The 12,670-nt window shown below is 73.5% G+C and carries 6 protein-coding genes; all 6 read left to right on the top strand.

The annotated features are described in order from the left end of the window. Positions 1-3: 3 nt before the first annotated feature. Complete coding sequence (locus tag IE118_RS26960) at positions 4-2,496, top strand: SUKH-4 family immunity protein (protein ID WP_189560657.1); 2,493 nt, start codon at positions 4-6, stop codon at positions 2,494-2,496. Positions 2,497-2,699: 203 nt separating this feature from the next. Next, entirely contained in the window at positions 2,700-3,584 is an 885-nt protein-coding gene (locus IE118_RS26955) for a cellulose-binding protein (RefSeq protein ID WP_229846947.1), read from the top strand. 546 nt (positions 3,585-4,130) lie between these two features. Beyond that, positions 4,131-4,919, top strand: a complete 789-nt coding sequence (locus IE118_RS26950) for an ABC transporter ATP-binding protein (protein WP_189560656.1) — start codon at positions 4,131-4,133, stop codon at positions 4,917-4,919. Next, entirely contained in the window at positions 4,916-7,495 is a 2,580-nt protein-coding gene (locus IE118_RS26945) for an ABC transporter permease (RefSeq protein WP_189560655.1), read from the top strand. The genes IE118_RS26950 and IE118_RS26945 overlap by 4 nt, the downstream gene beginning before the upstream one ends. 574 nt (positions 7,496-8,069) lie before the next feature. Further along, positions 8,070-11,603: a transcription-repair coupling factor gene (mfd, locus tag IE118_RS26940; protein WP_189560654.1), complete on the top strand. Its 3,534-nt coding sequence runs from the start codon at positions 8,070-8,072 to the stop codon at positions 11,601-11,603. Between the two features lie 279 nt (positions 11,604-11,882). Next, the gene (locus tag IE118_RS26935) at positions 11,883-12,662 is read left to right on the top strand and encodes an HNH endonuclease family protein (RefSeq protein WP_189560653.1); all 780 of its coding nucleotides are present in this window, start codon (positions 11,883-11,885) and stop codon (positions 12,660-12,662) included. Positions 12,663-12,670 lie beyond the last annotated feature (8 nt).

The raw sequence follows: 12,670 nt of genomic DNA, 5'->3' as shown, positions 1-12,670 counted from the left end.
GCGATGGTGACGTTCGCGCAGGCGCAGGAGCGCGCCGAGGAGTGGGTCAACGGGGATGTGCCGGCGTACCAGCACCGTGAGGTGCGGGTACGGGAGTTCGGTCTGGGGTTCGTGGTGTGGGCCGAGGACCGTGCGGACGGGCCGCGGTCGGACGGTGGTGCGCAGCGGCTGGTGATCGCCCGGGACAGTGGCGAGGCGACGTTGTGGCCGGGTCTCGCGGTGGGTGAGGTGATCCGCCGGTACGAGGAGGAGTACGGCCGTGACGCGGCGGTGGCCGAGCCGGCGCCGGCGCCCGCGGCGCGGGTGGATCTGAATCAGACGTCGTTCCTGTTGAGTCCGCCGGAGTGGTTGCAGGAGGCGGCGGACCGGTTGGGCATTCCGGATCGGCGCGGGGAGGGTTCGGGGTCGGCCGTGGCGCCGGTCGCGGATGCCGTGCCGGGTGCGCGGGACGCGGGGCCGGTCGCTGCGGAGCCGCAGGACGCGCGGCCGGCGGGTCCGGGGCCGGTGGACGTGGGTGCGGGTCCGCGGGACGCGGTGCCGGGTGCCGGTGCCGGTGCCGGGTCCGGTGGTGGGCCGGCGTGGCCCGCCGCGGGCGGGGGCGCTTCCGGGGCGGACGGCGGCGGGGCCGCGGGGGCGACTCCGTGGGCCGGTACGGACACCAACGCCGAGGCCGGTGAGGACCGTTCCGTGCCGCTGCCGGAGACCGTGTTCGCGCAGCAGGTGAGCGAGTCGGGTGAGGACGCTCCGCCGGCGGCGGCGCCGGAGGCGCGGACGGCGCTGATCGCGGGGGGCAGTCAGCTGCCGCCGACGGCGCTCTCGCCCGCGGTGCCGGATGCGGCCGAGGGGCGGGGGACGCCGCCGCCTCCGGCCGGTCCGGGCGTGCCGGAGCGGCCGCTCGCGCCGAACGCGGGTGACATCGCGGACGCCGCGACGAGCAAGGCGACTCCGCCGCCGCGGCGGGGTGCGGGTCCGACGACGCCGCCCCCTCCGGGCGCTCCGGGGACCCCGGGCGCGCGGCCGGGCGGTGCGCCCGCGGCCGGTCCGGCGGGCGGGTACGTGCCGACGCAGATGGTGTCGTCGCTGGGCCCGGAGGGGTCCGGCACGCCGACCCCGCCTCCGCCCGGTGCGCCGAGCGTGCCCGGGGGGACGCCGCCGGGTGCGGTGCACCACGCGGCGACGATGTTCGCCGACCCGGGCGGGCCGGGTGCGCCCGTGCCTCCGGGTCCCCCTGGTGCGCCCGGTGCTCCGGGTGCGCCCGGCGCTCCCCAGCCCCCGGGTGCGCCCGGTGCTCCGGCCGTTCCGGGGACCGCGGGGGGCGGGCGCGGGCCGGTGCACCACGCGGAGACGGTGCTGGCCGCGCCCCCGGTGAGTGGTCCCGGTGTGCCCCCGCCGCCGGCTCCGCCCGGTGTGCCGGGCGGTGTTCCCCCGGTGCCGCCGGGAGCCGTGCCGCCGCCGGGTACGCCTCCGCCGGGCGTCGTGGGGCAGCCGCCGGCGTACGGGTATCCGCCGCAGCCGGCCGGTCAGCCGACGGTCGGTCCCGGCTACCAGGCCGTGCTGCGCTACCGGGCGCAGGACGGCAGTGAGCAGCAGCTGATCCGGCGTTCGGCGCCGGGTACGCCGCACCCGGAGTGGCAGATCTTCCACGAGCTGCGCGCCATGAACGTGCCGCCGGACCAGGTGCTGGAGCTGCACACCGAGTTGGAGTCGTGCGCGCTGCCGGGCGCGTACTGCGCGCGGATGATCCGCGAGCAGTGGCCGCAGGCGCGGATCACGTCGATCGCGCCGTACGGCACGGATCACGCGAGCCGTCAGCAGGGCATGCAGCAACTGCTGGCGCACCAGGGCGAGTTGCATCAGGTGGCGGACGGTCCGGCGCGTCCGGCGCCGGTGCGTGCGCCGATTCCTCCCGTGCCGCCGGTGCCGCCGGTTCCGCCGGAGGCGATCGCGCAGGAGCTGGCGGCGGCGTTCGGGCCGGGGGTGTTCCGGTTCGAGCAGGCTGCGGTGTCCCGGCAGGGTGTGCCGCCGGTCGTGGCGCACACCCTGGTGGCGGCGGGGCTGCCGATGGACATGGGCCCGTTCTTCTGGGCGCAGGCGCAGCCGGGCCGTCCGGTGCCGACGCTGGCGGAGCTGGCGGTGGAGCGGGGTGTGCAGGCGGCCCCGGACGCGGGTTCGTACCTGGTGATGGGCAGTGACTTCGGCAAGGCGATCTGTGTGCAGTACGGCACGGCGAACATCGTCGCGGTGCCGGTGGAGGCCGGGCCGGGCGGTGTGTCCGTGCCGCCGCAGTTCGTGAACACCGGGCTGCCGGAGTTCGCGCGGTGTCTGGCGCTGCTGGGCCGGATGTGGCGGCTGCGGTTCGGGCTGAACCAGGAGCAGGCGGGTCGCTGGACGGTCGATTTCCAGGCGCAGTTGGCCGCGCTGGACCCGGCGGCGCTGGGGTCGCCGGAGAGCTGGTGGTCGGTGCTGCTGGAGCAGATGTGGGACGGGTTGCTGTGACCTGCCGTCGCTGAATCCCGTGTGAGGTCAGGAGCCGGGCCCGGTCGGAAGGACGACCGGGCCCGGCTTCTGCGTGTCCTCTGTGCGGAGTGTCGCGTTATGAACCCTTCCGTGTGATCCCGCAAGATGTGCGCGATTCATCCCATTTCGTGCTCGGTCGTCGTGCTGGGCTTCGAGTCCGTCGGTGAAAGAGGGGTTCCAGGGTGAGCAGCGCATCGGTGTCGTCGCAGGGCTTCGAGGTCGTACGGGGGCGTGGTTACCGTCCCTTGCAGGTGATCGCGTACGTGGACGCCCTCTCGAAGGACCGCGACGCGGCCTGGGAGCGGGCGGCGCGTCTGACCGTGCTCGCCAGGGAGATGGAGGAGGGACTGGAGCTGCTGCGGGTGCGGGTGGCGGCGCTGCCGGAGCAGACGTACGAGTCGCTGGGGGAGAGCGCGCGGCGGCTGTTCGAGCTGGCCGGTGAGGAGGCGGCGGCCGTGCGGGACGGCGCCCGGCAGCACGCCCGGGACGTGGTGGACCTGGCGCGGGAGGAGGCGGCCGGGGTGCGGGAGGCGGCGCGCGCGTACGCGGAGACGGTCCGCGCCGGCGCGGACGCGCACGCAGGTGAGCGGCTGGCCGCGGCCCGCGCGGAGGCGGACGAGATCCGGATCGAGGCCCGGCTGGAGGTGAAGGAGCAGCGCGCGCGGACGCTGGCGGAGCTGCGGGAGATGCGCGAGCGGACGTCGCGGACGCTCGCCGAGGTGGCCGGCGAGCAGGCGGAGCGGATGGACGCGGTGGAACGGGAGGAGGCCGCGCGGGTGGCCGAGCTGGCGGCCCGTCAGGCGGAGGCGGAGGCGCGTGCGGAGCGCGCGCTGGCCGAGGCGCGGCAGGTGTTCGCCGACGCGGAGGAGGCGGCGCGCCGCCGCGCGGAGGAGGCGCGGGAGCGGGCGGCGGAGGTGCTCGAGGAGGCGCGGGTCCGCGCGGAGGGCATCGGGCGGGAGACCGAGCGGGTGCTGCGTGACCACGCCGACCGGCGGGAGGACGTGCAGACGCACATGGACCACGTGTGCGCCAGTCTCAGCGCGCTGACGGGCCGGGTGGTCGACTGAGTCCGCACCCGGCCGGGGCGGGCGGACCGGACCCGGGACGGCGGGGCGGGTCACCGCACGTTCACGTGCCCCGGCCGGAGGGCGGGTTGACCCTGACGCGGCGGCAGGGTGGAGTCTTGGACAGGGCGCCGGACGGGCCGCCGGACGGGCCCCGGAGGGGCCGCAGGTCGGGCCGCCGGTCGGACCTCCGTGTGGCCCTCGGGGAGGAGGCGACCCCGAGACCGGCTCCTCACTTGGGTGGAGGGCCCCTAGGGGTACCTCCGTACTACGGCTCGGGGAGGGTTCGTACCGGCGGAGGACGAGACGGGGCGGGAGTCGTCCTTAACCTGGCTTCACGCCATCGGGGGGTGGCGGAGCACAGCAACGGGGGTGGGGTTTTCCCCAGGGCAAGACTGCGCTGGGCACCAGCGCGCCCGGCCCCCCTCCACCGCGAGACTGAAGCACGCCGGACGAACACGCGCCGAGCACGCACCGCACGGCCGCCGAGCAGGCGGGTGGCCGCAGGAGCAGTGCATTTCATCTGCTGACCGACATAGGAGACTTACCGTGACATCGGCTGTGACCATTCCCAGGCACGGGGGCACTGGCGGGAGCACGGCCGTTGCCGCGCGGGCGCGGCAGGTCGTGAAGGCGTACGGGTCCGGTGAGACCCGGGTCGTCGCCCTCGACCACGTCGACGTGGACATCGCCCGCGGCCGTTTCACCGCGATCATGGGCCCCTCGGGGTCCGGCAAGTCCACCCTGATGCACTGCCTCGCCGGTCTCGACACGGTGACGTCCGGACAGATCTACCTGGACGAGACCGAGATCACCGGCCTGAAGGACAAGAAGCTCACCCGGCTGCGCCGGGACCGGATCGGGTTCATCTTCCAGGCGTTCAACCTGCTGCCGACGCTGAACGCGATCGAGAACATCACGCTGCCCATGGACATCGCCGGCCGCAAGCCCGACAAGGCGTGGCTGGACCGGGTGGTGGAGACCGTCGGCCTCGCCGAACGGCTCAGGCACCGGCCGACGCAGCTCTCCGGCGGTCAGCAGCAGCGGGTCGCCGTGGCCCGGGCCCTCGCCGCCCGGCCGGAGATCATCTTCGGGGACGAGCCGACCGGGAACCTCGACTCCCGCGCCGGTGCCGAGGTCCTCGGCTTCCTGCGCCGCTCGGTCGACGAACTGGGGCAGACCATCGTCATGGTCACCCACGACCCGGTCGCCGCCTCCTACGCGGACCGGGTGCTGTACCTCGCCGACGGCCGCATCGTCGACGAGATGCACCAGCCGACCGCCGAGCAGGTCCTGGACCGCATGAAGGACTTCGACGCCCGGGGGCGCACGTCATGACCGTCCTGAAGACCTCGATGCGCAACTTCTTCGCGCACAAGGGCCGCATGGCGCTGTCGGCGGTGGCGGTGCTGCTGTCGGTGGCGTTCGTCTGCGGCACGCTGGTGTTCACCGACACCATGAACACGACCTTCGACAAGCTGTTCGCGGCCACCTCGTCGGACGTCACGGTCAGCTCCAAGAGCGCCTCCGACGGTGGCGAGACGACCTCCGGCAACGGCAGGCCGCCCGTCGTACCCGCCTCCGTGCTCGACGAGGTGAAGGGCGCGGACGGCGTGAAGTCCGCCGAGGGCACGGTGTTCTCCACCTCGGTGACCGTCGTCGACGGCGACAAGGACAGCCTCTCGCCGACCAGCGGCGGACCGACCATCGTCGGCAACTGGAACACCAACGACGCCCGCACCATGGACATCACCTCCGGCGCGGCGCCCGCGGGCGCCGACCAGGTGATGATCGACGCCGACACCGCCGACAAGCACGACCTGAAGCTCGGTGACGAGATCGGCGTGATCAGCGCGATCGGCACGCACCGGGCGAAGGTCTCCGGCATCGCCGACTTCACCGTCACCAACCCCGGTGCCGCGATGTTCTTCCTGGACCTCCCGACCGCGCAGCGGACCCTGGTCGGCGAGAGCGGCGTCTACACCAGCGTCAACGTCACCGCGGAGGCCGGCGTCAGCGACGACCGGCTGAAGGAGAACGTGCTGGCCGCCCTCGGCGGCACGTACAAGGTGCAGACCGCCGAGGAGACCGCGGACGCCAACAAGGAGAGCGTCGGCGACTTCATGAACGTCATGAAGTACGCGATGCTCGGCTTCGCCGGGATCGCCTTCCTCGTCGGCATCTTCCTGATCATCAACACCTTCTCCATGCTGGTCGCCCAGCGCACCCGGGAGATCGGCCTGATGCGGGCGATCGGCTCCTCCCGCAAGCAGGTCAACCGCTCGGTGCTGATCGAGGCGCTGCTGCTCGGCGTGATCGGTTCGGTCCTCGGCGTCGGCGCGGGCATCGGCCTCGCCGTCGGACTGATGAAGCTCATGGGCCTGATCGGCATGGAGCTGTCCACCGACGACCTCACCGTCGCCTGGACGACCCCGGCGCTCGGACTGCTCCTCGGCGTCGTCGTCACCGTCCTCGCCGCCTACCTGCCCGCCCGCCGGGCCGGGAAGATCTCCCCGATGGCCGCGCTGCGCGACGCCGGAACCCCGGCGGACGCCAAGGCCGGCTGGATCCGCGGCGGCATCGGACTGCTCCTCACCGGCGCCGGCGGAGCCTGCCTCTACCTGGCGGGAACCGCCGACAAGGCCACCGACGGCTCCCTGTGGCTGGGCCTGGGCGTGGTGCTGTCCCTGATCGGCTTCGTCGTCGTCGGCCCGGTGCTGGCGAGCGGTGTGGTCCGCGTCCTCGGCGCCGTCCTGCTGCGGGCCTTCGGACCGGTGGGCCGCATGGCCGAGCGCAACGCGCTGCGCAACCCGCGCCGCACCGGCGCGACCGGCGCCGCGCTGATGATCGGCCTGGCGCTGGTGGCGTGCCTGTCCGTGGTCGGCTCCTCCATGGTCGCCTCGGCCACCGAGGAACTCGACAAGACCGTCGGTACCGACTTCATCATCGGCAACGACATGGGGCAGCTGGTCGTCCCCGAAGCCGTCAAGGCCGTCAAGGCCGTCGACGCGGTCGAGCGGGTCACCCAGTACAAGTGGACCGAGGCGGACTTCACCACGCCCGACGGAAAGACCCTCGACGACACCGCGATCACCGCGGCCGACCCGACGTACGCCACCGACCTGCGGGTCGAGACCGTCGCCGGGAAGCTCGCCGACGCCTACCGGCCCGACTCGATGTCCGTCCACGAGGACTTCGCCAAGGACCACGACGTCCGCATCGGCTCCACGATCGAGGTGGCCTTCAAGGACGGCACGACGGGCTCCCTGACGGTCCGGGCCATCACCAGCAGCGAGGGCGTCGTCGACGCGGGCGCGATGTACACGTCCACCGCCACCCTCGCGAAGTACGTGCCGGCCGACAGGATGCCCCTGGACCAGCTGGTCTTCGCCTCGGCGAAGGACGGGCAGCAGGACGCCGCCTACACCGCCCTCAAGAAGGCGCTGGACGACTTCCCGCAGTACAAGGTGCGCGACCAGACCGACTACAAGGAGGCGCTGCAGGACCAGATCGGGCAGCTGCTGAACATGATCTACGGCCTGCTGGCCCTGGCGATCGTGGTCGCGGTCCTCGGTGTGGTCAACACCCTGGCCCTGTCGGTCGTCGAGCGGACCCGGGAGATCGGCCTGATGCGGGCCATCGGCCTCTCGCGCCGCCAGCTGCGCCGCATGATCCGCCTGGAGTCGGTCGTGATCGCCCTCTTCGGTGCCCTGCTGGGCCTCGGACTGGGCATGGGCTGGGGAGCCACCGCGCAGCAGCTGCTCGCCCTGGAGGGCCTGAAGGTCCTCGACATCCCGTGGCCGACGATCATCGGGGTGTTCATCGGATCGGCGTTCGTGGGCCTCTTCGCGGCCCTGGTCCCGGCCTTCCGCGCCGGCCGCATGAACGTCCTGAACGCCATCGCCACCGAGTAGCCACCGCACACGGGGGTTGCGGGGGAGCACGCGGCGCCGGGGAGTCCATGGGGACTCCCCGGCGCCGCGTGCGTGCCCGCCCGCACGGGTGCCGGGCGCGTGGTCACCCGGGGCCCGCCCGGCTGCCCGGCGGCACGGGGAACCGCACCGCCGGCCTCTGCCGGGCCGTCGGCTCCTGCCGGGCCGCCGGCTCCTGCCGGGCCGTCGGCTCCTGCCGTGCCACCCGCCCCTGCCGCGTCACCGGCTCCTGCCGGGCCGCCGGCCCCGCCCCGGTCACCTGCCCCGACCGAGTCACCTGCCCCGACCGGGCCCCTGCCGGGCCGGCCGGGCCGGGGTCGCCCGTGGGCCGGCGGCCCCGCGGCGGGAAGGCCCGGCGCCCCGGTGCGGAGGACAGGAGGACCCGGGGCCCGGGGGAGAGAGCCCACCGGTGGTCCCCGCGCCACCGGTGGCCGGGCGGCGGTCGTGGTCCACAGCCCCCGCGCCCGCGGACGCGCCGACGTACCCTGGACACCCCCGGCCCGCAGCGCGCGTCGGGCCCGTCGTGTTGCACACCCCCGGACGGAAAGCGCCCCGAATGAGCCTGCACGGTCTGCTCGACGCCGTAGTCGAGGACACCGCCCTCGCGGAGGCGGTCGCCGCCGCCTCGGACGGCAACCGCACGCACGTCGACCTGGTCGGTCCGCCCGCGGCCCGCCCCTTCGCCGTCGCCGCCCTGGCCCGCGACACCGGCCGCCCCGTCCTCGCCGTGACCGCCACCGGCCGCGAGGCGGAGGACCTGGCGGCCGCCCTGCGCTCGCTGCTCCCGCCCGAGGGCATCGTGGAGTACCCGTCCTGGGAGACCCTCCCGCACGAGCGCCTCAGCCCCCGCAGCGACACCGTCGGCCGCCGCCTCGCCGTCCTGCGCCGCCTGGCCCACCCCCGCCCCGACGACCCCGAGACCGGCCCGGTCTCCGTCGTCGTGGCACCCGTACGGTCCGTGCTCCAGCCGCAGGTCAAGGGTTTGGGCGACCTGGAGCCGGTCTCCCTGCGCACCGGACAGGCCGCCGACCTGAACGAGGTCGTCGAGGCCCTCGCCGCCGCCGCGTACGCGCGCGTGGAGCTGGTCGAGAAACGCGGCGAGTTCGCCGTGCGCGGCGGCATCCTCGACGTGTTCCCGCCCACCGAGGAACACCCCCTGCGGGTGGAGTTCTGGGGCGACGACGTCGAGGAGATCCGCTACTTCAAGGTCGCCGACCAGCGCTCCCTGGAGATCGCCGAGCACGGCCTGTGGGCGCCGCCCTGCCGCGAACTGCTGCTCACCGACGACGTACGGGAACGGGCGCGGGTCCTCGCCGAGGCCCATCCCGAGCTGGGCGAACTGCTCGGCAAGATCGCCGAGGGCATCGCGGTGGAGGGCATGGAGTCCCTCGCCCCCGTCCTCGTCGACGACATGGAGCTGCTGCTGGACGTGCTGCCCGAGGGGGCCATGGCCGTCGTCTGCGACCCCGAGCGGGTCCGCACCCGCGCCTCCGACCTCGTGGCCACCAGCCAGGAGTTCCTCCAGGCCTCCTGGGCGGCCACCGCGGGCGGCGGCGAGGCCCCCATCGACGTCGGCGCCGCCTCCCTGTGGTCCCTCGCGGACGTCCGGGACCGGGCCCGCGAGCTGGACATGATGTGGTGGTCGGTGTCGCCGTTCGCCGCCGACGACGAACTGGACGCGGACACCCTCAAGCTCGGCATGCACGCCCCCGAGACCTACCGCGGCGACACCGCGCGGGCGCTCGCCGACACCAAGGGCTGGCTCGCCGACGGCTGGCGCACGGTGTTCGTCACCGAGGGGCACGGACCGGCCGCCCGCACGGTCGAGGTGCTCGGCGGGGAGGGCATCGCCGCCCGTCTGGACAAGGACCTCGGCGAGATCACCCCGTCCGTGGTGCACGTCTCCTGCGGCTGCATCGACCACGGCTTCGTCGACCCCGCGCTGAAACTGGCGGTGCTCACCGAGACCGACCTGACCGGGCAGAAGGCCTCCGGCCGCGAGGGCGCGCGGATGCCGGCCCGGCGGCGCAAGACCATCGACCCGCTCACCCTGGAGGCGGGCGACTACATCGTCCACGAACAGCACGGCGTCGGCCGCTACATCGAGATGGTCCAGCGCACGGTGCAGGGCGCCACCCGCGAGTACCTGGTCGTGGAGTACGCCCCCGCCAAGCGCGGCCAGCCCGGCGACCGCCTCTACATCCCCACCGACCAGCTCGAACAGATCACCAAGTACGTCGGCGGCGAGGCCCCCACCCTGCACCGGCTCGGCGGCGCCGACTGGACCAAGACCAAGGCGCGCGCCAAGAAGGCCGTCAAGGAGATCGCCGCCGACCTGATCAAGCTGTACAGCGCCCGGATGGCCGCCCCCGGCCACCCCTTCGGCGCCGACACCCCCTGGCAGCGGGAGCTGGAGGACGCCTTCCCCTACGCGGAGACGCCCGACCAGCTCACCACCATCGCCGAGGTCAAGGAGGACATGGAGAAGACGGTCCCCATGGACCGCCTGATCTGCGGCGACGTCGGCTACGGCAAGACCGAGATCGCGGTCCGGGCCGCCTTCAAGGCCGTCCAGGACGGCAAGCAGGTCGCCGTGCTCGTCCCCACCACGCTGCTGGTGCAGCAGCACTTCGGGACGTTCAGCGAGCGGTACGCGCAGTTCCCGGTGGTCGTGAAGGCGCTGTCCCGCTTCCAGAGCGACACCGAGGCCAAGGCGGTCCTGGAGGGACTGAAGGACGGCTCGGTCGACGTCGTCATCGGCACCCACCGGCTGTTCTCCTCGGAGACCAAGTTCAAGGACCTGGGCCTGGTCATCGTCGACGAGGAGCAGCGCTTCGGCGTCGAGCACAAGGAGCAGCTGAAGAAGCTGCGCGCCAACGTCGACGTGCTGACCATGTCCGCCACGCCGATCCCGCGCACCCTGGAGATGGCGGTCACCGGCATCCGCGAGATGTCGACGATCACCACCCCGCCGGAGGAGCGCCACCCGGTGCTCACCTTCGTCGGCCCCTACGAGCAGAAGCAGATCGGCGCGGCCGTCCGCCGCGAACTGCTGCGCGAGGGACAGGTCTTCTACATCCACAACCGGGTCGAGTCGATCGACCGCGCGGCGGCGCGGCTGCGCGAGATCGTGCCGGAGGCGCGGATCGCCACCGCGCACGGCCAGATGTCGGAGTCGGCGCTGGAGCAGGTCGTCGTCGACTTCTGGGAGAAGAAGTTCGACGTGCTGGTGTCGACGACGATCGTCGAGTCCGGCATCGACATCTCCAACGCCAACACCCTGATCGTGGAGCGCGGCGACAACTTCGGCCTCAGCCAGCTGCACCAGCTGCGCGGCCGGGTGGGCCGGGGCCGGGAGCGCGGCTACGCGTACTTCCTGTACCCGCCGGAGAAGCCCCTGACGGAGACCGCGCACGAACGCCTCGCCACCATCGCCCAGCACACCGAGATGGGCGCGGGCATGTACGTGGCGATGAAGGACCTGGAGATCCGCGGCGCGGGCAACCTCCTCGGCGGCGAGCAGTCCGGGCACATCGCGGGCGTCGGCTTCGACCTGTACGTGCGGATGGTGGGCGAGGCGGTCGCGGACTACCGGCGGCAGCTGGAGAGCGGCGAGATCGAGGAGGAGCCGCCGCTCGAGGTGAAGATCGAGCTGCCCGTCGACGCGCACGTCCCGCACGACTACGCGCCGGGTGAGCGGCTGCGGCTCCAGGCGTACCGGGCGATCGCCTCCGCCAACAGCGAGGACGACATCAAGGCGGTGCGCGAGGAGCTCGTCGACCGCTACGGCAAGCTGCCGGAGCCGGTGGAGAACCTGCTGCTGGTGGCGGGCCTGCGGATGCTCGCCCGGGCGTGCGGGGTCGGTGAGGTGGTGCTGCAGGGCACCAACGTCCGCTTCGCGCCGGTGGAGCTGCGCGAGTCGCAGGAACTGCGCCTGAAGCGCCTCTACCCCGGCACGGTCGTCAAGCCGGCCGCCCACCAGGTGCTGGTGCCCCGCCCGAAGACCGCGAAGGTGGGCGGGAAGCCGCTGGTCGGACGGGACCTGCTCGGCTGGGTCGGGGAGTTCCTGACGTCGGTGCTCGGGTCCTGACGCGGGGGCTCGGGCCGGGGCAGGACGCCGGTGCCCGGGTCCCGGCCCGGGGGACGGTGACGGCTCAGGGCCGTCCACGGCGCGTGACGCCGCGGGCGGCCCTCGCTGGTGCGTGGGGGCCGCCCGCGGCGTCACGCGGCTCCGTCCCGGCGATACGCGTGATGGGCGGCGAACGCCCGGTTCGTACGGGTTCGGCTCGGACCTCTCGCTCGTTACGGTGAGATCCGGCGTCGGTCGGCCGTGCCGGGGCAGAGTTCAGGGGAGTGAGGGAGGGGCGCGGTGACGCGACACAAGGGGTGGGGCAGGAGAATCCGGCACACGGGACCGGCGGTGATCGCCTCGGTCGCTCTCCTCGCCGGCTGCGACGGACTCCAGGAGGTGGACTCCCCGGCCGGCGGCGCCGGCGGAGAGTCCGCGTCCGACGGGCGCGCCGTGAGCCCGCTGGACAACCCGGACGGCACCGCACCGGGCCTCGCGCCCGTGACCGGCGAGAAGGACCGCGCGGCGGCCGCCGGCCTCATCGAGAAGGTGACCACCAAGGGCCGCGGGCCGAAGACGGGCTACGAGCGGGACAAGTTCGGCTACGCCTGGATGGACACGGCCGACGGGGTGCCGCTGGCCAGGAACGGCTGTGACACGCGCAACGACCTGCTCAGGCTGCACGGGCGGAACGTCGAGTTCCGCAGTGGTTCGGACTGCGTCGTCGTCTCGATGGACCTGTACGACCCGTACACGGGCAAGGACATCGCCTGGAAGAAGGCGAAGGCCGCCGAGGTGCAGATCGACCACGTGGTGCCGCTGTCCTACAGCTGGCAGCTGGGCGCGTCGCGCTGGCCGGAGTCCAAGCGCGAACAGCTCGCGAACGACGCCCTCAACCTGCTCCCCGTCGAGGGCCGCGCCAACTCGGCCAAGTCCGACTCCGGACCCGCCTCCTGGCTGCCGCCCGACAAGCGGATCCGCTGCTCCTACGCGGTCCGCTTCGCCCAGGTCGCCCTCAAGTACGAGATGGCGGTGACGGCGGCCGACAAGGAGACGATGCTGGAGCAGTGCGGCGCCTGACCGTCCGG

Origin of the sequence: Streptomyces pilosus (assembly GCF_014649835.1) — a bacterium.
GTDB classification, from domain to species: Bacteria; Actinomycetota; Actinomycetes; order Streptomycetales; family Streptomycetaceae; genus Streptomyces; species Streptomyces pilosus.
The sequence above is the reverse complement of the archived record's forward strand: the minus strand, read 5'-3'. Positions and strand labels throughout refer to the sequence as shown.

What these genes read in the sequence shown, in the direction of transcription:
- IE118_RS26945 (WP_189560655.1), top strand. Translation starts at nt 4,916, where the DNA reads ATGACCGTCCTGAAGACCTCGATGCGCAACTTCTTCGCGCACAAGGGC.
- IE118_RS26960 (WP_189560657.1), top strand. Translation starts at nt 4, where the DNA reads ATGGTGACGTTCGCGCAGGCGCAGGAGCGCGCCGAGGAGTGGGTCAAC.
- mfd (WP_189560654.1), top strand. Translation starts at nt 8,070, where the DNA reads ATGAGCCTGCACGGTCTGCTCGACGCCGTAGTCGAGGACACCGCCCTC.